Source organism: Nonomuraea pusilla (assembly GCF_900109355.1).
GTDB lineage: Bacteria > Actinomycetota > Actinomycetes > Streptosporangiales > Streptosporangiaceae > Nonomuraea > Nonomuraea pusilla.
The window spans coordinates 108393-127399 of record NZ_FOBF01000022.1 but is presented as its reverse complement, the minus strand read 5'-3'; the positions used below and the strand labels follow the sequence as shown (position 1 = coordinate 127399).

The window sequence follows — 19007 nt, the reverse complement described above, 5'->3', positions numbered from 1 at the left end:
GGTCACTCTCCTCCTCGTAGACGCGCGCCCAGGGTCGCGCGCAGCTCTCTCTTGCTGGTCTTGCCGACGCCGGTCACGGGGAAGGCGGCGACGCACTCCACCCGGTCCGGGATCTTGTACGCGGCCACCCCGCGTTCCCTCAGGAACCTCCTGAGCTCGGCCCCGGTCAGCGGGCCGTTCCTGGGCACGACGAAGGCGTGGGCCCGCTCCCCCAGGTAGGGATCGGGGGCGGGGACGACGGCGGCGTCGAGCACGCCGGGGTGGGCGAGCAGGTGGCCCTCGACCTCCTCCGGGGACACCTTCTCGCCGCCCCGGTTGATCACGTCCTTGGCGCGCCCCTCGACGACGAGGTGACCGGTCGGGAGGCGGCGGACGAGGTCGCCGGTGCGGTAGAAGCCGTCCGCGGTGAACGCGGCGGGGTCGGCGTCGCCGTGGTAGCGCCTGATCGTGTAGGGGCCGCGGGTGAGCAGGTGTCCCGTCTCGCCGTCGGGCAGGGGGCGGTCGTCGTCGTCCACGACCAGCACCTCGTCGTCGGGGGAGGCGGGCCGCCCCTGGGTGGTCAGCACGATGTCGTCGGGGTCGTCCAGCCTGGTGTAGTTGACCAGCCCTTCCGCCATGCCGAACACCTGCTGCAACCGGCAGCCCAGCACGGACGGGACGCGCCGCGCCACGTCGGGGGCCAGGCGCGCGCCTCCCACCTGGAGCAGCCGCAGGCTGGACAGGTCACGCCGGGTGCGCGCCGCGGCGTCCAGCCAGAGCTGGGCCAGCGGCGGCACGAGCGCGGTCATCGTCACCCGTTCGCGCTCGATCAGCGCGAAGGCGGTCTCCGGCGACGGGTCGGGCGCCATCACGACCCGGCCGCCCGCGTGCAGCACGCCGAGCACGCCGGGCGAACTGAGCGGGAAGTTGTGGGCGACCGGCAGGGCGCACAGGTAGACGGTGGACGGCCCGAGCCCGCAGATGCCGGCGCCGGCCCGCACGCTGTAGAGGTAGTCGTCGTGGGTGCGCGGTATGAGCTTGGGCAGGCCGGTGCTGCCGCCGCTGAGCTGGAGGAACGCCACGTCGCCGGGTTCCGGCCCGTCCAGGTCGCGCGGCGGCGCGTACGGCGGCTCCTCGGCGCGGACCACCAGGCCGTCCCAGGGCGTCTCCAGGGCGCGGCTCGTCAGGTAGGCGGCGGCCCCGCTCGCGCTCCTTAGGTGCGCGATCTCGCTGCTCCGGTGCGCGGGCAGCGCGAACACCGGCAGCGCGCCGAGGCGGAACAGCGCGAACACCGCCTCCAGGAACGCCGCGCCGTTCGGCAGGTGCACCACGACGCGGTCGCCGCGCGCGAGGCCCAGCTCGCCCAGCCCGGCGGCGAGCCGGTCGGCCCGCTCGTCGAGCTCGCGGTAGGTGAGCCCGTCCGCGGCGGGGCGGTCGCCGTTCTCGGCGGCGAGGCGGCGCAGCCACGCGCCGAACGTCTCGCCCGTCCAGTACCCGGCCGCCCGGTAGCGGGCGGCGAACTCATCCGGCCACACGCAGGGCCCCCAGGGCGGTGCGGAACTTGGCGGACGTCTCGGCCAGCTCGGCGGCCGGGTCCGACTCGGCGACGATGCCCGCGCCCGCGTACAGGGTGAGCGCCACGCCGTCGGCGACCGCGCACCTGATGGCGACGACCCACTCGCCGTCGCCGGCGGCGTCCTGCCAGCCGACCAGTCCGGTGTAGAAGCCGCGGTCGAACGGCTCCAGCTCGGCGATCAGCCGCCGGGCCGCGTCGGTGGGCGTTCCGCACACGGCGGGCGTGGGGTGCAGCGCGGCGGCCAGCTCCAGCGACGTGGTCGCCGGGTCGGCCAGTTCGCCGGTGATGCGGGTGGACAGGTGCCACAGGGCGCCCGTCCGCGTCAGCGAGGGCCGCGGCGGCACGCGCAGCACGGTGCAGTACGGCTCCAGCGCCGCCGCGACGGCGTCCACGACGAGGGCGTGCTCGCGCAGGTCCTTGGCGGAGGCGAGCAGGGCGGCCGGGTCGCCGTCGGCGGGGGCGGACCCGGCCAGCGGGTTGGCGACGACGGTCCGGCCCGTCCTGGACACGAGCAGTTCGGGGCTCGCGCCCAGCAGGGTGCGGCCGCCGGGCAGCGCGGCGGCGAAGGTGTGGCCGTCGGGCTCGCGCCGGGCGAGCGCGGCCACGAGCGGCGCGAGGTCGCCCCGGTAGGGGACGGTGAGGGAGCGGGCGAGCACGACCTTGTCCAGGTCGCCGGCGCGCAGCCGCGCCACGGCCCGCCGCACCGCCTCGGCGTAGTCGTCCGGCGGCGGCACCTGCCGCGGTTCGCCCGGCTCGGCCCCCGGTCCGGCCGGGATGCCGCCCGCGACGGGCGGCCGGCCCCTGCGCGCCCACTGCGGGACGAACAGGTGGGCGTGGGCGTCCGGCGCGAACGGGATGGCGCCCACGACGATGGGGGTGGGGTGGCCGGCGGCCACGGCCACGCCGAGCGCGCCGCGGACGCGGGCGGGCAGGTCGGCCAGCCCGTGCTCGCGGGCGGACGGCGGGACGGAGAAGTAGGCGCCGCCCGCGGCGAGGGTGCCGCGCGGCGAGGCGAGCAGGAAGTCGGCGAGGGCGCCGCACGGGGAGGCGGGCGGGAACTCGTCGATGGTCACAGGGAGGCGCCCCCGTCCACGTAGAGGTCGTGCAGGGTGATGTGCCTGGCGCGGTCCGAGGCGAGGAACAGCACGGCCTCGGCGACGTCGGCGGGGTCGGCGACGCGGCCGAGCGGGATGCCCACCCGGTACAGGCGGGGCGAGCCCTGCACGGGGTCGCCGTTCAGGAAGCGCTGCATGGCGGTGTCGGTGGAGCCGGGGGCGACCACGTTGCAGCGGATGCCGTACGGCGCCAGCTCCAGCCCCAGGCACTTGGTGAACATGGTGGCCGCGGCTTTGGAGGCGGCGTAGGCGGCCATGAGGGCGCGGGGCACGCCGGCGGCGTTCGACCCGACGGTGATGATCACGCCGCGGCGCTCCGGGATCATCCGCGTGGCCGCGGCCCGCGAGGCGTGGAAGACGCCCGCGGCGTTGACGGAGAACACGTGCTGCCAGTCGGCGTCGGCGCACTCCAGGACGGGTCCGGTGCGCAGCACGCCGGCCACGTTCACGAGGATCGCGGGCGGGCCGTGCTCGGCCTCCGCGGCGGCGACCGCCCGCTCGACGCAGGCGGGGTCGGTGACGTCGGCCTGCCGGGCGACGGCCTGGCGGCCGTCGGCCCGGAGGCGGGCGGCGACCCGTTCGGCCCGCGCGCCGTCGAGGTCGAGCGCGGTGACGGCGGCTCCCGCACCGGCCAGGGCGGCTGCCACGGCCGCACCGATGCCCTGTCCCGCGCCGGTCACGAGCGCGTGGCGTCCATGGAACTCCATGCACACTCCTTCTTAGGTAAGCCTTACCTAATCTAGAGCGGAAGATCCTGATGGCTCAAGCTAAGGTAAGGCTTACCTAAATAAGGGGGTTTCATGCGGTTGACGGGACTTGCCCTGTCCGTGGGGGTTCTGGCAGTGACCGTCGCGGCGAGCCTGGCGGTCGGATCCCAGGCCATCCCGCTCCCCGAGCTGTGGCGGCAGCTCTGGCACCCGGACGGCGGCGAGAGCGCGGCCGTCCTGCACGAGCTGCGCCTGCCCCGCACCCTGCTCGGCCTGTGCGTCGGCGTGGCGCTCGGCCTGGCCGGCGCGCTGATGCAGGCGCTCACCCGCAACCCGCTCGCCGACCCGGGCCTGCTCGGCGTCAACGCCGGCGCCTCGCTCTCCGTGGTCTGCGCCATCCTGTTCCTCGGCGCCCACGACGTGACCGCCTGGGTGTGGTTCTCCATGGCCGGAGCGCTCGCGGCGGCGGTCACCGTCCACCTGCTCGGCTCGCACCATCCCACCAGGCTCGTGCTCGCCGGGGCCGCCGTCAGCGCCTCGCTGCTCGCCGCCGTCAACGGCGTGCTCGCGCTGGACTCCGGCGCCTTCGACCAGTGGCGGTTCTGGGACGTCGGCGCGCTCGCGGGGCGCCCGCTCGACGTGGTGGCCCAGGTGGCGCCGTTCGTCCTGGTGGGGAGCGTGCTGGCGCTGAGCCTGGCGCGCGGGCTCGACGCGATCGCCCTCGGCGACCAGGCCGGACGCGCCCTGGGGGCGAGCCTCGGCCGCACCAGGCTGCTGGGCGGTCTCGCCGTCGCGCTGCTGTGCGGGGCGGCGACCGCGGCGGCGGGGCCGATCGGCTTCGTCGGGCTCATGGCCCCGCACGCCGTCCGCGCCTTCACCGGGCCCGGCCACCGCAGGCTGCTCGCCCACTCGGCGCTGCTCGCCCCCGCGGTGCTCCTCGGCGCCGACGTGCTGGGCCGCGTGGTGGCCAGGCCCGCCGAGCTGGAGAGCGGCGTCGTCACCGCGTTCGTCGGGGCGCCGGTCTTCATCTACCTGCTGCGCAGGCGGCGGGTGATCGCCCCGTGAGGACGCTGCGGGTCTCCGGGGTCGCGGTGCGCGTCCACGTACGCGCCTGCGTGGTCGTGGCCTGCCTGACCGCCGCCGCGGCCGGGCTGGGCCTGCTCGCGCTGAGCACGGGCACCGCGGTCTCCCCCGCCGGCGCGCTGCGCACCCTCCTCGGCCGGGGCGACGCCGCCTCGGAACTCGTCGTGTACGCCTTCCGCGCCCCCAGGACGCTGCTCGCCCTGCTGGTCGGGGCCGCGCTCGGCACGGGCGGCGCCGTGGTGCAGAGCCTGTCGCGCAACCCCCTCGGCAGCCCGGACGTCATCGGGGTGAACGCCGGGGCGGCGGCGGGCGCCGTCCTGATGCTGCTGGTCGTGGGCGGGGCGAGCACGACCGCCGTCTCCCTTGCGTCGCTGGCGTGCGGTCTCGGGTCCGGCCTGCTCGTGTACGCGCTGTCGTTCAGGCACGGCGTGCAGGGCGCCAGGCTCGTGCTGGTGGGCGTCGGGGTGACGGCGATGCTGAACGCGCTGATCTCGTACCTGCTGACCAGGGCCGAGCTGGACGACGCGCAGGGGGCGAAGGTGTGGCTGATCGGCAGCCTGGCGGGGGCTGGCTGGGACCGGGTGTGGCCGGTGGCCCTCGCGGTGGCGGCGGCGCTGCCGGCCGCGCTGGCGACGAGCAGGGCGGCGGCGCTGATGGAGATGGGCGACGCCGCAGCGGGGGCGCTGGGCGTGCGCGTGGAGCGGCTGCGTCTGACGCTGCTGCTCACGGCGGTGGGGCTGTCCGGGGTGGCGGTGTCGTGCGCGGGGCCGATCAGCTTCGTGGCGCTGGCCGCGCCGCAGCTCGCCCGCAGGCTCACCCGGGCGCCCGGCCCCGGGGCGGCGGCGTCGGCGGCGATGGGGGCGCTGCTCCTGGTCGCGGCCGACCTGCTGGCACAGCGCCTGCCGACGCCCGGCCAGCTCCCCGTGGGGGTGCTGACGGCGGGCGTCGGCGGGCTCTACCTGGCCTGGCTGCTCCACCGCGAGTGGCGGCCGTCCCGCTGGGCCGGGCGCGGGTAGGGGAAGCTCAGGAGAACTCCCGCCTGATCCGGTCGAGGACGTTCGAGGCGCTGAAGTAGTCGATGCGGAAGGCGTCGAGGCCCAGGTCGTGGACGCGCCCGCCGGTGACGGCGGGCAGGTCCTTCCACAGCGGCTTGGCCCGGGTCGCGGCGATCTGCTCGGGGCTGTGGCCGACGAAGAACAGCGAGCTGTCTCCGAACGCCTTGACCACGTTCTCCTGGGCGACGTTCACGATGTCCTCGCGCGCGCCGCCCTCCGTGTTCGACCGCGCGGCCAGCGACGGGTCGATCGGGTGGACGGTGAACCCGAGCGAGGCGAGCAGGGCGCCCTGCGCCGACGCCTGCGTGAAGACGGGGATGTCGGTGGGGTTGTCGCGCAGCACGACCGCGTCCTGACCGGGCTTCCTGATCGCGGCCTTGACCTCGGCCACCCGCGCGTCGTAGCCGGCGATCACCTTGGCGGCGCCGGACTCCAGGCCGAGGGCAGCGCCGAGCCGGGTGGTCAGCTCCTGCCAGGTGAGGTTGTCGTGGCGGAAGAGCACGGTCGGGGCGATGGCCTTGAGCCGGTCGTAGACCTTGAGTGCGCCGTCGGCGCCGGTCGCCGCGCCGACGATCAGATCCGGCTTCGCCGCGACGACCTTCTCCAGGTCGGGTTCGAAGCCCTGGTAGAGCACCTGGACCCCCCGCTGGGCGGCGACGCCGGCCCACTGCTTGAAGAAGCCGTTGCCGTCGGTCAGGGGGCCGGGCGCGGTGGCCTGGGAGGCGACGACGGGGGCGCCCAGAGCGAGGAGGTGGCCGGTCATGGTCACGCTCACGGAGACCACGCGCCGGGGCGCGGCGGGGACGTCGGTCGTGCCCGCGTCGTGCCGGACGGCGCGCACCTCGCCGGCGGGGTTCCCGGGTGAGCCGCCGGAGGCCTCACCGGCCGCGGGCGCTCCGGACGGGCCGCAGGCGGCGAGCCCGATGACGACGGCGAGGACGGCGGGCGCGGCGAGGACGGCGCGGATGGAGGATGCCACATCGACTCCAAGAGTAAGGCAAGCCTAAGTTAACTTAGGTAAGCCTAACTTACTTGCCCCGGCCGGTCCACGGCATGCGGAGCGGCGTGAGAGCGCGCTCTCTCGGGTGCATGATTCGTTATCCAACTTCCGTTGACACAGCGGTGTGAGCACCACGACTCTCGTGAGAGAGCGCTCTCTCACCCATCCCCCAAGCTCCGACCCAGGAGGGTTTCCATGACCCCTCGCGTCCGGCGGTTCGCCGTCCCCTTGCTCACCGCGTCCCTCCTCGCCCTCGCGACAGCGTGCGGAGGCGGCGGCGGCACCGGGTCAGGGACGAGCGCGCAGCCAGGAGAGAAGATCAAGCTGACGATCGGCCTGTTCGGCGACTTCGGCTTCAAGCCGCTCTACGAGGAATACAAGAAGACCCACCCGAACATCGAGATCGTCGAGAACGTCACGCAGTTCAACGACCACCACAACAACCTGGTGAAGCGGCTCGCCACGAACGCCGGCGCGGGGGACGTCGAGGCGGTCGAGGTCGGCTACATCAGCACGTTCACGGCGCAGCCCGGCAAGTTCGTCGACCTCAAGCAGTACGGGCTCGACAAGCGCCAGGGCGAGTACCTCGACTGGAAGTGGCAGCAGGGCCTCAGCAAGGACGGGCAGCAGGTGCTCGGCCTCGGCACCGACGTCGGCGGCCTGGCCATGTGCTACCGCAAGGACCTGTTCGAGAAGGCGGGGCTGCCCAGCGCCAGGGACGAGGTGGCCGCGCTCTGGCCCACCTGGGAGAAGTACATCGAGACCGGTAAGAAGTTCGCGGCGGCCGACGTGCCGGGCGCCAAGTTCGTGGACTCCCCCGGCGAGATCTTCCGCGCCATCGTCAACCAGGCCCCCGTCGGCCTGTACGACGCCCAGGACACCGTCATCGCCGGCACGAACCCCGACGTGAAGAAGGCGTGGGACCTGTCGAACCAGATCACGCTGGAGGGCCTGAGCGCCAAGCTGGCCGCCTTCTCGCCGCCGTGGAACACCGGCTTCGCCAAGGGCTCGTTCGCCACGGTCATCTGCCCGGCCTGGATGACCGGCTACATCCAGGAACAGGCCAAGGACGCCTCCGGCAAGTGGGACATCGCGACCGTCCCCGGCGGGTCGGGCAACAGCGGGGGCTCCCACCTGCTGGTGCCCAAGCAGAGCAAGCACCCCAAGGAGGCCGCCGAGCTGGTGAACTTCCTGACCTCCAAGGAGAACCAGGCCAAGGTCTTCAAGGAGGAGGGGACGTTCCCGTCGATCCCGTCGCTCTACGACGACCCGTCGATCCAGAACTTCACCAAGCCGTTCTTCGGCGACGCCCCCATCGGCAAGATCTACTCCGAGGCCGCCAGGTCGCTCAAGCCGCAGCACCTCGGCCCGCGCGAGGGCGACGTCCGCGTGGTGATCGGCGACGGCCTCGGCCGGGTCGAGCAGGGCAAGCAGACCCCCGACCAGGCCTGGGCCCAGGTGCTCGAGGACCTCAAGAAGATCAAATGAGCGCCCTGCCGCTGTCGGTGCCGGGGCGGCGCGGGCGGCGCGGCCTGCGGCACACCCTCGACACGAAGGTGTCTCCGTACGCCTACGTCGCCCCCTTCTTCCTGCTGTTCTGCGCCTTCGGGCTGTTCCCCCTCGCGTACACGGCGTGGGTGAGCCTGCACGAGTGGACGCTGCTGTCCGACGAGCACACGTTCGTCGGCGCGGAGAACTTCCGCACCCTGCTGACCGACCCGTACTTCTGGAACGCCACGTTCAACACGCTGTCCATCGGCGTGCTGTCCACCGTGCCGCAGCTCGTGCTGGCCATCTGGCTGGCGCACCTGCTGAACCGGCGCCTGCGCTTCCAGACGCTGTTCCGCGTCTCGCTGCTGCTGCCGAACGTCACGAGCGTGGTGGCCGTGGTGGTGATCTTCAGCCAGCTCTTCGGCCGCGACTACGGCCTGATCAACTGGGTGCTGTCGTGGTTCGGCGCGGGCGCCGTCGACTGGGCGGCCGGCACCGCGAGCTCCCACGTCGCGCTCTCCGTGATGATCATGTGGCGCTGGACCGGCTACAACGCCCTGATCTTCCTCGCCGCCATGCAGGCGGTGCCGCGCGAGCTGTACGAGGCCGCCACCCTCGACGGCGCGAGCACCCTCACCCAGCTCCGCCGCATCACGATCCCGATGATCCGCCCGACGATCATCTTCGTCGTCATCGTCTCCACGATCGGCGCCATGCAGATCATCGCCGAGCCGCTGCTGTTCGGCGCGAGCAGCGGCGCGGGCGGCGGAGCGGCCAGCGGCGGCCCCGACCGCCAGTACCAGACCCTCGCCCTCTTCGTGTACGAGCAGGGCTTCACCAAGTTCGACTTCGGGTACGCCTCGGCCGCCTCCTGGCTGATGTTCCTGGCCGTGGTCGTCGTGGCGGGGATCAACTTCCTGATCACCCGCAGGGTGAAGGGGGGCGTGCTGTGAGACTGCGCTACCTGACGCTGACCGCCGTCGCCTTCTTCTCGGCGTTCCCGCTGTACTACAGCGTGGTGGTCGCCTCCAGGCACAACTCCGCGCTGGCGGAGGTGCCGCCGCCGCTGCTGCCCGGAGGCAACTTCCTCGCCAACGTCTCACGCGTGTTCGACACCGTGCCGTTCGGCCTGGCGCTGCTGAACTCGCTCGTCGTCGCCGGGTCGATCGCGGTGGCGGTGATGTTCTTCTCGACGCTGGCCGGGTTCGCCTTCGCCAAGCTGCGTTTCAAGGGCAGGAACGCGCTGCTGGTGCTCACGGTCGCCACCATGATGGTGCCGGCCCAGCTCGGCATCATCCCGCTCTACCTGCTCATGGTGAAGCTGGAGTGGACCGGCACGACGTACGCGCTGATCGTGCCCGCCCTGGTGAACGCGTTCGGCGTGTTCTTCATGACGCAGTACCTCTCGCGGGCGCTCCCGACGGAGCTGCTGGAGGCCGGGCGGGTGGACGGGTGCACGACGTGGGGCCTGTTCTGGCACGTCGTGGCGCCCGCCGCGCGGCCGGCCGCGGCCGTGCTCGGGATGCTCACCTTCATGTCGGCCTGGAACGACTACTTCTGGCCGCTGGTCGTGCTCAACCCGGACAACCCCACCGTGCAGGTGGCGCTGTCCTCGCTGGCCAGCGGATACGTCAACGACTACGTGCTCGGGCTGGCCGGGACGGCGGTGGGGACGCTGCCGCTGGTGGCCGTCTTCGCCCTGTTCGGCAAGCACATCATCGGTGGAATCATGCAAGGAGCGGTCAAGGGATGATCTTCCCGGAGAACTTCGTCTGGGGTGCCGCCACGGCTTCGTACCAGATCGAGGGGGCGGTCAAGGAGGACGGGCGCGGCCAGTCGATCTGGGACACCTTCTCCCACACGGCGGGCAAGGTCGCGGGCGGCGACACGGGGGACGTGGCCTGCGACCACTACCACCGGTACCACGACGACGTGCGGCTGATGCGCGAGCTGGAGCTCGGGGCCTACCGGTTCTCGATCTCCTGGCCCCGGGTCCAGCCCGACGGCTCGGGCCCGGTCAACCCGCGCGGCCTCGCCTTCTACGACAGGCTCGTGGACGAGCTGCTGGCGGCCGGCATCACGCCGTACGTCACGCTCTACCACTGGGACCTGCCCCAGGCGCTGGAGGACGCGGGCGGCTGGGCCGAGCGGGACACCGCGTACCGGTTCGCCGAGTACGCCGAGGCCGTCCACGCGGCGCTCGGTGACCGCGTCCGCGACTGGGCGACGCTCAACGAGCCGTGGGTGGCCGCGTACCTGGGGTACGGCAGCGGCGTGCACGCGCCGGGCCGCCGCGACCCGGCCGCCGCCCTGCGCGCCGCGCACCACCTGCTGCTCGGCCACGGCCTGGCGGCCAGGCGGCTGCGCGACGCGGGCGCCGAGAGCCTCATGCTCGTGGTCAACTCGGCGCCCGTGCTCACCCCGGCCCAGGTCAACGACCCGTCGGCGGTGCCCGGCGCGGCCGACGCCGCCGCCGCGCACCGCGTCGACGCGCTGCTCACGAGGCAGTTCCTCGACCCGGCCGTGCACGGGACGTACCCGGAGGAGGTGCTGGAGGCGGCGGAGCGCAACGGCGGCGCCGCCCACATCCTGGACGGCGACCTCGAACTGATCAACGCGCCGATCGACCTGATCGGGGTCAACTACTACAACCCGTGCGTCGTCGAGGCGGGACCGGGCGAGCCCGCCGACGCCGCCTGGCCGGGCTCCGAGGACGTCAGGTTCCGCGCCGCCGACGCGCCCACCACCGCGATGGGCTGGCCGATCGTCCCCGACGGCCTGTCGCGGCTGCTGCTCCGGCTGTCGGAGGACTACCGGCTGCCCCTCATGGTGACGGAGAACGGCGCCGCGTTCGACGACGTCGTCGAGGACGGCCACGTCCACGACGACGACCGCGTCTCCTACCTGGAGGGCCACCTGCGGGAGGCGTGCCGCGCGGTCGAGGCGGGGGCCGACCTGCGCGGGTACCTCGTCTGGTCGCTGCTGGACAACTTCGAGTGGGCGGAGGGCTACCGGCGCAGGTTCGGCATCGTCCACGTGGACTACGCCACGCAGGCCAGGGTGCCGAAGGACAGCGCGCTCTGGTACCGGGACGTGATCCGCAGGAACGGCCTGTAGATTCTCACCGTGCTGTCCCCCATGGTGCTGTCATGAGACCGGTGCTGTCATGAGACGTCCCACGCTGGAGGCCGTGGCCGCCCGGGCGGGCGTGTCGCGCGCCACCGCGTCCCGGGTGGTGAACGGGCAGACGACGGTGGCGCCGCACATCCGCGACGCGGTGCTGCGCGCCGTCGACGAGCTGGGCTACCTGCCCAACCCGGCGGCGCGCTCGCTGGTGACGCAGCGCACCGACTCGATCGCGCTGGTGGTCAGCGAGCCCGGCACCCGGGTCTTCTCCGAGGACCCGATGTTCTCCACCGCCATCCGGTCGGCCTCGATGGAGCTGGACGCGGTGAACAAGCAGGTCGTGCTCATGCTGGCGTCGTCGCCGACGAGCCACGCCCGCGTGGAGCGCTACATCGCGGGCGGGCACGTCGACGGCGTCATGCTCATCTCCATGCACGGCGCCGACCCGCTGCCGTCCGCGCTGTCGCGGCTGCGGGTCCCCGTCGTCTCGTACGGCCGCCCGGCGGTGCCGGTGGACATCCCGTACGTCGACAACGACAACGTGGGCGGGGCCGAGGCGGGCGTGCGGCACCTGGTCGCGTCGGGGCGGCGCAGGATCGCCACCATCGCCGGCCCGCAGGACATGATCGCCGGCCAGGACCGCCTGACGGGCTACCGCACGGTGCTGCGCGACTCCGACCGGCGCTCGATCGTCGCCGTCGGCGACTTCACCCGCGAGTCGGGCGCGGTCGCGATGCGCCAGCTCCTGCGCGACGACCCGGGGCTCGACGCGGTGTTCGTGGCCAACGACCTGATGGCGGTGGGCGCGCTGCAGTCGCTGCGCCAGGCCGGGCGGCGCGTCCCCGACGACGTGGCGGTGGTCGGCTTCGACGACATCGAGGCGGCCAAGTACACCGAGCCGCCGCTCACCACGCTGCGCCACCCGGTGGCCGAGCAGGCGGCGGCCATGGTCCGGCTCCTCCTCGGCCTGTCCGAGGGCGGCCCCTCGGCCCCGGTCATCCTGCCCACCGAACTCGTCGTCCGGGAGTCCGCCTGACATGCGGGACACGAGCACGGCGGCGGCCGTCGGCGCGGCGGTCGCCCTCGCGGAGGAGCACGGCCTGCGGGCGCGCGAGCCCGTGGTGCTGAAGGACTCCTACAACGTGCGCGTCCACCTACGGCCCGCGCCGGTCGTGGCGCGGATTCCGACCGTCACCGCGCTCGGCCGCCCCGACCCGGAGGAGGCGCTGCGGCGCGAGCTCGAGGTCGTGTCGTACCTGCACCGGCAGGGGACGCCGGTCGTGCCGCCGAGCGCGCTGCTGCCTCCCGGCCCGCACCTGCGCGACGGGTTCGCCGTGTCCTTCTGGGAGTACGCGGAGCCCGGCCCGCCGCAGGAGGTGACGCCGGAGGCGGCCGGGCGGGCCCTGGCGGCGCTGCACGAGGCGCTGCGCGGCTTCCCCGGGGAGCTGCCGCACCTCGGCGCCGCGCTGGACGAGCCCGCGCACCTGCTGAGACTGCTCACCGACGACCTCACCCCCGGCGTGCTCGACCGGCTCAGGGAGGGCCTGGCGGAGTCGGGCGCGCGGCTGCGGGCACGGCCTGCGGTGCCGGTCCACGGCGACGCCCACGCCGGCAACCTCATCGCCGCCGAGGGCGGGCTGCTCTGGAACGACTTCGAGGAGAGCATGTCCGCCCCGCCCGGCTGGGACCTCGCGTGCCTGCTGCGCAGCGGCCGCATCGACGGCGCGGCGGCCGTGCGCGCGTACGGCGCCGACCCCGCGAGCCCCGAGCTGCGCGACTGCCTGGCGGCGCGGGCCGTGCAGGGTGTGATCTGGATGCTGGCCAGGGCGCGGCGCTTCCCCGACGGCCGTCCGGCCGCCGAGGACGCGCTGCGCGGCTGGCTGCGCGCCCGCGGCTGACCCGCCCCGCTCAGGCCCCGCTTCCGGGCGGCAGCACCCAGGCGGTGGTGTCGGGGGGCAGCTCCCCCTCGTCGAGCGGGCCGCTCGACAGCACCACCTGGCCGGGCGGCAGCGGCACCGGCGTCCTGCCCAGATTGGCGACGCAGGCCAGGCCCGAGTCACGGGTGAACGCGAGGACGTCCGCCGCCGACGGCAGCCAGGTGAGGGTGCCATCGCCGAGCAGGTCGCGGCGCAGGGCCAGGCCGGAACGGTAGAGGTTCAGCATCGAGCCGAGGTCGCCGGCCTGCGCCTCGGCGGTCAGCTTGCGCCAGCTCTCCGGCTGCGGCAGCCACGGCGCGGCCGGGCTTGCCCCTGCCTCCGCGCCCGTCCCAGGGCCCGTCCCGGGGACGGGGCCGGGGCCGAAGCCGAACGGCGGCCCGTCCCCCGACCAGGGCAGCGGCACCCGGCAGCCGTCCCTGCCCGGGTTCGTCCCGCCCGACCTGGCGTACATCGGGTCCTGGCGCACCTCGTCGGGCAGGTCCTCCACCTCGGGCAGGCCCAGCTCCTCGCCCTGGTAGACGTACACGGAGCCGGGCAGCGCCATGGCGAGCAGGGCGGCCGCGCGCGCCCGGCGGTAGCCGAGCTCCAGGTCCGACGGCGTGCCGTGCAGCCTGCCGCCGTGCTCGAACGCCGTGTCGGCGCGCCCGTACCGGGTGACGGGCCTGGTGACGTCGTGGTTCGACAGCACCCAGGTCGGCGGCGCGCCGATCGGGGTGTGCGTGGCCAGCGTCAGGTCGATGACGCGGCGCAGCGCGGCGGGCTCCCACGGGCACGACAGGAAGTCGAAGTTGAACGCCGTGTGCAGCTCGTCCGGGCGCAGGTAGCGGGCGAAGCGCTCCTGGTCGGGCAGCCAGACCTCGCCGATGAGGACGCGGCCGCCGTACTCGTCGGCCACCTCCCGCCAGCGCCGGTAGACGTCGTGGACGCCGTCGAGGTCCTCGTAGCCGTCGGCCGACTTGAACAGCAGCGCGGCCGAGTCGATGCGGAAGCCGTCCACGCCCCGGTCGAACCAGAACCTCAGGACGTCCTCGAACTCCCGGTGGACCTCCGGGTTGTCCCAGTTGAAGTCGGGCTGCTCCGGGGCGAACAGGTGCAGGTACCACTGGCCGTCGGCCACCTGCGTCCAGGCGGGCCCGCCGAAGATGGACCGCCAGTCGTTGTCCGGCTCGTCGCGGAACCAGAAGCGGTCCCTGGCCCGCCGGTCGGCCAGCGCCTCCTTGAACCACGCGCTCTCGGTGGAGCTGTGGTTCGGCACCACGTCGATGATGACCTTGATGTCCAGTGCGTGGGCCTCGGCGATGAACGCCTCCGCCTCCTCCAGGGTGCCGAAGACCGGCTCGATGTCGCGGTAGTCGGCCACGTCGTAGCCGCCGTCGGCCATGGGCGACGGATACCACGGATTGAGCCAGATCGCGTCGACCCCGAGGTCCTTCAGGTAGGTCAGGCGGGAGCGCAGCCCGGCGAGATCGCCGATGCCGTCGCCGTTGCCGTCGGCGAAACTACGCAGGTAGACCTGGTAGATCGCGGCCCCCCGCCACCACGTTTGCGACATGCGCTATCCCTTGATGCTCCCGGCGGTGAGCCCCGCCATGATGTGTCGTTGGAAGACGAAGAAGACGATGATCATGGGGATGCCGGTGATGACCAGCCCGGCCATGATCTGGTTCTGGGTGACGGCCCCTGCCGTCTGCGACAGGCCGACGCTGATCGTCATACGGTCGCTGTCGGTCATGACGAGCAGCGGCAGCACGAAGTCTTTGAACGCGGTCACGATCGTGAAGATCGACACCACGCCGAGGATCGGCCGTGAGACCGGCAGCACGACGGACCACAGGACGCGCAGCGGCCCCGCCCCGTCGATCTGCGCCGCCTCGATGAGCTCCCTCGGGATCGAGTCGAAGAAGCGTTTGAGCAGGAAGATGTTGAAGCCGTTGGCCGCCGCGGGGAACCACAGCCCCCACGGGTTGTTGAGGAGGTTCAGGTCCACGATGGTCACGTACAGCGGGATCAGGATGACCATCGGCGGGATCATCAGCGTCGCCAGCATCGCGCCGAGGACGACGTTGCCGAACACCGGCCTGAGCTTCGACAGCGCGTACGCGGCGGCGACGTCCACGGCCATGGAGAACAGCCAGCCGCCGAGCGCGTAGAAGAGGGTGTTCTTCAGCAGGGTGCCGATGTCGAACAGGTCCCACGCCTCGCCGAACGCGTCGAGCGACGGGTCGGCGGGGAACAGGGTCGGCGGCATCTGGGCGATCTCCTCGCCCGACTTCATCGCCCCGGTGACCATCCAGTACAGCGGGAAGACGAACGCCAGCGTGAACGTGACGACCACGGCGACGAGGACCGCCCAGTAGACGCGCCTGCCCCACTTGCTGTTGAGCTGGTGCGGCGAGACGATCGTCCTGAACTGCACCTCGATGGGCCTGGACGCGCGCCGGCCCGCCCGCCGCCGCCGTCCCGCCGCGGCCCGCGCCCCGAGCGAGATCACGCGTCCTCCCTGGTGGTGCGGAGCTGGAAGGCGGCGAAGACGAGCAGCACGATCATGAGCATCATGCCGAGCGCGCCCGCCTGGCCGTAGTTCATCTGCGAGAAGGCGAACTGGTACATCAGGTACGCCACGCTGACGGTCGCGTTCTCCGGCCCGCCGCCGGTCAGCATGTACGGCTCGATGAACACCTGCATGGTGGCCACGATCTGCAGCATCAGCATGAGCAGCAGGATCAGCCGGGTCTGCGGGATGGTGACGTGCCTGATCCGCCGCATGATGCCGGCGCCGTCGAGCTCGGCCGCCTCGTACAGCTCGGGCGGGATGTTCTGCAGCGCCGCCAGGTAGATGAGGGTGGCGCTGCCCATGTTCATCCAGGTCGAGACGATGACGAGGGAGATGAGCGCGGTGCTGGAGGAGTCGAGCCAGGCCAGCGGCGGCAGGTTCAGGAAGCCGAGCACCTGGTTGAACAGCCCGGGCCCCGGGTCGAAGAACCACCGGAACAGCAGCACCGCGACGATCGGCGGCAGCATGACCGGCAGGTACACGACGAACCTGAGGTAGGCCCGGGCGTGGCGCAGCTCGTTGAGCACGAGCGCGACGACGAACGGGACGGCGTACCCGCACAGCAGCGCGAGCAGCGTGAACTCCACGGTGTTCAGCCAGGCCTCGCCGAACGCCGGGTCCCGCACGGCGGCCTTGAAGTTGTCCAGCCCCACCCAGTCGGGCGGGTTGATCAGGTCGGTCTTCTGGAAGCTCAGGATGAACTCCCTGACCATCGGATACCAGGCGAACACCGTGAAGCAGAACAGCGCCGCGCAGAGGAACCCGTAGGCCGTCAGGTTGCGCCTCACGATTCCCATGCGTCAGCCCTTGGCCGCCAGCATGGCGTCGGCCTTGGTCTGCGCGTCGCCCAGCAGCTCGTCGATGTTCGCGTCCTGCCTGCTGAGCACGCCGGACATGGCCACGTCGAGGATGGCGTACAGCTCCTGGGCGTGCTTCGGCTCGGCCTTCGGCGCGATCGTCGCGGCGGCCCGCACGTACGGCCCGTAGTTGGCGACGGGCAGGGTGGCGTTCTTCTCCCGGTCCGCCTGGATCGCCTTGCCGGTGGGCGAGTCGCCGTAGACGTCGTTGTCGGGCACGCCGACGGGGTTGCCGAGGGTCTTGCCGCGGGCGAAGTCGAAGCGGCCCTTGCCGACGGTGTTGTAGCGGAAGTCGAGCCACTCCATCCCGGCCTTGGCCTGCTCGGGCGTGGCCTTCGGGTTGATCATGAACGCCTCGCCGCCGCTGAGCGACGCCTTGGCCTCGGGGAAGCCGGTGATGCCGTAGTCGGAGACGTTGCCCTTGAACTTGTTGACGACGTCGGTGACGACGTCGGGCGCGCCCAGCATCATGCCGACCTTGCCACTGCCCATGGCCATCATGAGCGACTCCCAGCCGACGAGGAGCTTGTTGCCCATGCTGTTGTCCACCCAGCGCATGTCGTGCAGGTTCTGCAGCACGGCCTTGCCCTCGGGCGAGTTGAACGCGGCCTTCTTGCCGTCGTCGGTGAGGACGGCGCCGCCCCGGCCGTAGATCGCCTGGGTGAAGTGCCAGCCGCCGGTGTTGCCGCCGGAGTACTCGCCGTAGCCGACGTGGCCGGGGCCGAGCCCGGCGATCTTCTTGGCGGCTTCGCGCACCTCCGCCCAGGTGGTGGGCGGGGCGTCGGGGTCGAGCCCGGCCTGGGTGAACAGCTTGCGGTTGTAGACCAGGCCCACGCTGTAGTGGACGTTGGGGACGCCGTAGACCTTGCCGTCCCTCGTGACCAGCTCGCGAACGTCGGGCCGCAGGTCGTTCCAGTTCTTGATCAGGCTGGTGTACTGGCTCACGTCGAGTGCCTGGCCCTGGGAGATGACGTCGTCGTAGTTCGTCACGGGCACCACGAAGACGGTCTCCATCTGGCCGCCGGCGAGTTTGGGCCCGAAGGTCTTGGGGTCGAAGCAGGGCTGCTGGTCGGTGCTCTTGACCGTCACGCCGGGGTGGGCCTTCATGAACGCGGCGACGTCGTCGTCCCAGGCCTGCCGCTCCTTCGGCGCGGACTTGGCGGGCTGGCAGGCCACCGTGATGGTCACGGAGGGGGCTCCTCCGGCCGTCGAGGAGGGGGACTCGCTCGAACCGCAGGCCGCGGCGGAGAGGCAGAGCGCGGTTGCGAGCAGGAGTCCGGTGGATCTCTGCATGGTGTGACCCTTCTGATGCGAGGTGCCCACACCATAGGATCGCGGACCGAACCGCGCAAGATTTCGACGAAAAGTTGCAAGATAACGACTACGTTACGCCCTCGCCCTCGCCGTGGACGCCCTCACCACCAGCTCCGGCTCGAACAGCAGCTCGTCCGCCGGCACCACCGCCTTGTCGATCTGGGCCACCAGGAGGTCCACGGCGGCCCTGCCCATCGCGTCGATCGGCTGGCGGACCGTCGTCAGCGGCGGCTCGGTGCAGTTCATCAGCGCCGAGTCGTCGAAGCCGATGACCGACACGTCGCCCGGCACGGACAGCCCGGCGCGGCGGGCCGCGCGCACCGCGCCGAGCGCGAGCAGGTCGCTGGCGCAGACGACGCCGGTGACGCCCCGCCTGACCAGCCGCGCGGCGGCCGCGTGCCCGCCCTCCAGCGAGAACATGGTGTGCTCGACCAGCTCGGGGTCGCCCCCGTCGGCCTGGAAGCGCTCCAGCTTGCGGCGCGAGGGCACGTGGTCCTTCGGCCCCAGCACCATGCCGACGCGCTCGTGCCCGAGGGCGCGCAGGTGGGCCAGCGCGATCTCGGCGGCCACCGCGTCGTCGCACGACACCTGGGGGAAGTCGAGGTGGTCCACGGCGGCGTTGACCAGGACCGTGGGCAGCTTGCGCTCGTGCAGCAGCTCGTAGTGGCCGTGCTGGGCGGCGGCCTGGGCGTACAGGCCGCCGGCGAAGACCACGCCGCTGACCTGCTGCTGGAGCAGGAGGTCCACGTAGTCGGCCTCCGAGACGCCGCCCACCGTGCGCGTGCACAGCACCGAGGTGAAGCCCTGCTGCGCCAGCGCGCCGCCGACGACCTCGGCGAAGGCGGGGAAGATGGGGTTCTGCAGCTCGGGGAGCACGAGCCCGACCAGCCTGGCGCGGTCGCCGCGCAGCTGCGTGGGGCGCTCGTAGCCGAGGACGTCGAGCGCGGTGAGCACGGCCTCCCGCGTGGCCTCCGACACCCCCGGCTTGCCGTTGAGCACGCGGCTCACGGTCGCCTCGCTCACTCCGACTTTCTTGGCCACCTCTGCGAGTCGTCGCGTCATGCGCAAACTATACGGCCATCAGCGCAAGCGCTTGCACCCGCTTACGCGGATCAGACGTCAAGGCTTGCACGCGCTCCGGGGACGTCTTGAGGCCCCCGCGGCGAGCTGACCAGCGGAGAGCGTGCTCACTCCACGACATCGGCCTGTCCAT

The 19007-nt window shown here is 72.5% G+C and carries 17 protein-coding genes; 8 read left to right on the top strand and 9 right to left on the bottom strand.

What is annotated here, in order from left to right; genetic code table 11:
- Positions 1 to 2 precede the first annotated feature (2 nt).
- The 3 genes from BMX74_RS34465 to BMX74_RS34455 are packed head-to-tail and all read right to left on the bottom strand — an operon-like array spanning position 3 to position 3377.
- Complete coding sequence (locus BMX74_RS34465) at positions 3 to 1514, bottom strand: (2,3-dihydroxybenzoyl)adenylate synthase (protein ID WP_055506897.1); 1512 nt, start codon at positions 1512 to 1514, stop codon at positions 3 to 5.
- Positions 1501 to 2628 carry an isochorismate synthase gene (locus tag BMX74_RS34460; RefSeq protein ID WP_091104724.1) on the bottom strand — a complete coding sequence of 376 codons (1128 nt, stop codon included), beginning with the start codon at positions 2626 to 2628 and terminating at the stop codon, positions 1501 to 1503. The genes BMX74_RS34465 and BMX74_RS34460 overlap by 14 nt, the downstream gene beginning before the upstream one ends.
- On the bottom strand, positions 2625 to 3377 hold the full coding sequence (locus BMX74_RS34455) for a 2,3-dihydro-2,3-dihydroxybenzoate dehydrogenase (protein WP_055506895.1): 753 nt from the start codon (positions 3375 to 3377) through the stop codon (positions 2625 to 2627). The genes BMX74_RS34460 and BMX74_RS34455 overlap by 4 nt, the downstream gene beginning before the upstream one ends.
- Positions 3378 to 3470: 93 nt before the next feature.
- Here BMX74_RS34455 and BMX74_RS34450 point away from each other — a divergent pair, with 93 nt between their 5' ends.
- Positions 3471 to 4442: a FecCD family ABC transporter permease gene (locus BMX74_RS34450; protein WP_091104722.1), complete on the top strand. Its 972-nt coding sequence runs from the start codon at positions 3471 to 3473 to the stop codon at positions 4440 to 4442.
- Complete coding sequence (locus BMX74_RS34445) at positions 4439 to 5476, top strand: FecCD family ABC transporter permease (protein ID WP_091104721.1); 1038 nt, start codon at positions 4439 to 4441, stop codon at positions 5474 to 5476. The genes BMX74_RS34450 and BMX74_RS34445 overlap by 4 nt, the downstream gene beginning before the upstream one ends.
- 7 nt (positions 5477 to 5483) lie before the next feature.
- Here the strand turns inward: BMX74_RS34445 and fepB are convergent, their stop codons facing one another.
- Positions 5484 to 6494, bottom strand: a complete 1011-nt coding sequence (fepB, locus tag BMX74_RS34440; RefSeq protein WP_091104719.1) for a Fe2+-enterobactin ABC transporter substrate-binding protein — start codon at positions 6492 to 6494, stop codon at positions 5484 to 5486.
- Between the two features lie 216 nt (positions 6495 to 6710).
- Here fepB and BMX74_RS34435 point away from each other — a divergent pair, with 216 nt between their 5' ends.
- Genes BMX74_RS34435 through BMX74_RS34410 form a run of 6 tightly spaced genes read left to right on the top strand, consistent with a single transcriptional unit; the run spans position 6711 to position 13030 of the window.
- Positions 6711 to 8003 (top strand): ABC transporter substrate-binding protein, encoded by a 1293-nt coding sequence (locus tag BMX74_RS34435; RefSeq protein WP_091104718.1) that lies wholly within the window; start codon positions 6711 to 6713, stop codon positions 8001 to 8003.
- Complete coding sequence (locus tag BMX74_RS34430) at positions 8000 to 8959, top strand: carbohydrate ABC transporter permease (protein ID WP_082535432.1); 960 nt, start codon at positions 8000 to 8002, stop codon at positions 8957 to 8959. The genes BMX74_RS34435 and BMX74_RS34430 overlap by 4 nt, the downstream gene beginning before the upstream one ends.
- Positions 8956 to 9759: a carbohydrate ABC transporter permease gene (locus BMX74_RS34425; protein WP_055506890.1), complete on the top strand. Its 804-nt coding sequence runs from the start codon at positions 8956 to 8958 to the stop codon at positions 9757 to 9759. The genes BMX74_RS34430 and BMX74_RS34425 overlap by 4 nt, the downstream gene beginning before the upstream one ends.
- A complete protein-coding gene (locus BMX74_RS34420; RefSeq protein WP_091104716.1) occupies positions 9756 to 11123 on the top strand; it encodes a GH1 family beta-glucosidase in 1368 nt (455 codons plus the stop codon). Before BMX74_RS34425 ends, BMX74_RS34420 begins: the two co-directional genes overlap by 4 nt.
- 49 nt (positions 11124 to 11172) lie before the next feature.
- On the top strand, positions 11173 to 12168 hold the full coding sequence (locus tag BMX74_RS34415) for a LacI family DNA-binding transcriptional regulator (RefSeq protein ID WP_055506888.1): 996 nt from the start codon (positions 11173 to 11175) through the stop codon (positions 12166 to 12168).
- Position 12169: 1 nt separating this feature from the next.
- Positions 12170 to 13030, top strand: a complete 861-nt coding sequence (locus tag BMX74_RS34410) for a phosphotransferase (RefSeq protein ID WP_091104714.1) — start codon at positions 12170 to 12172, stop codon at positions 13028 to 13030.
- Positions 13031 to 13040: 10 nt separating this feature from the next.
- Here the strand turns inward: BMX74_RS34410 and BMX74_RS34405 are convergent, their stop codons facing one another.
- The 5 genes from BMX74_RS34405 to BMX74_RS34385 form a co-directional block, all read right to left on the bottom strand.
- Positions 13041 to 14621 carry a glycoside hydrolase family 13 protein gene (locus BMX74_RS34405; protein WP_091104712.1) on the bottom strand — a complete coding sequence of 527 codons (1581 nt, stop codon included), beginning with the start codon at positions 14619 to 14621 and terminating at the stop codon, positions 13041 to 13043.
- 3 nt (positions 14622 to 14624) lie between these two features.
- On the bottom strand, positions 14625 to 15560 hold the full coding sequence (locus tag BMX74_RS34400; protein ID WP_082535431.1) for a carbohydrate ABC transporter permease: 936 nt from the start codon (positions 15558 to 15560) through the stop codon (positions 14625 to 14627).
- Positions 15557 to 16420 carry a carbohydrate ABC transporter permease gene (locus BMX74_RS34395; protein WP_055506885.1) on the bottom strand — a complete coding sequence of 288 codons (864 nt, stop codon included), beginning with the start codon at positions 16418 to 16420 and terminating at the stop codon, positions 15557 to 15559. The genes BMX74_RS34400 and BMX74_RS34395 overlap by 4 nt, the downstream gene beginning before the upstream one ends.
- Positions 16421 to 16423: 3 nt before the next feature.
- On the bottom strand, positions 16424 to 17668 hold the full coding sequence (locus BMX74_RS34390) for an extracellular solute-binding protein (RefSeq protein WP_236715023.1): 1245 nt from the start codon (positions 17666 to 17668) through the stop codon (positions 16424 to 16426).
- Between the two features lie 198 nt (positions 17669 to 17866).
- A complete protein-coding gene (locus tag BMX74_RS34385) occupies positions 17867 to 18856 on the bottom strand; it encodes a LacI family DNA-binding transcriptional regulator (RefSeq protein ID WP_055506884.1) in 990 nt (329 codons plus the stop codon).
- Positions 18857 to 19007 lie beyond the last annotated feature (151 nt).

Excerpts from the sequence above, each read along its gene's own strand:
- BMX74_RS34450 (WP_091104722.1), top strand. The coding sequence starts at position 3,471 with ATGCGGTTGACGGGACTTGCCCTGTCCGTGGGGGTTCTGGCAGTGACC.
- BMX74_RS34395 (WP_055506885.1), bottom strand. The coding sequence starts at position 16,420 with ATGGGAATCGTGAGGCGCAACCTGACGGCCTACGGGTTCCTCTGCGCG.
- BMX74_RS34405 (WP_091104712.1), bottom strand. The coding sequence starts at position 14,621 with ATGTCGCAAACGTGGTGGCGGGGGGCCGCGATCTACCAGGTCTACCTG.
- BMX74_RS34455 (WP_055506895.1), bottom strand. The coding sequence starts at position 3,377 with ATGGAGTTCCATGGACGCCACGCGCTCGTGACCGGCGCGGGACAGGGC.
- BMX74_RS34410 (WP_091104714.1), top strand. The coding sequence starts at position 12,170 with ATGCGGGACACGAGCACGGCGGCGGCCGTCGGCGCGGCGGTCGCCCTC.
- BMX74_RS34430 (WP_082535432.1), top strand. The coding sequence starts at position 8,000 with ATGAGCGCCCTGCCGCTGTCGGTGCCGGGGCGGCGCGGGCGGCGCGGC.
- BMX74_RS34415 (WP_055506888.1), top strand. The coding sequence starts at position 11,173 with ATGAGACGTCCCACGCTGGAGGCCGTGGCCGCCCGGGCGGGCGTGTCG.
- BMX74_RS34420 (WP_091104716.1), top strand. The coding sequence starts at position 9,756 with ATGATCTTCCCGGAGAACTTCGTCTGGGGTGCCGCCACGGCTTCGTAC.
- BMX74_RS34385 (WP_055506884.1), bottom strand. The coding sequence starts at position 18,856 with ATGACGCGACGACTCGCAGAGGTGGCCAAGAAAGTCGGAGTGAGCGAG.
- BMX74_RS34435 (WP_091104718.1), top strand. The coding sequence starts at position 6,711 with ATGACCCCTCGCGTCCGGCGGTTCGCCGTCCCCTTGCTCACCGCGTCC.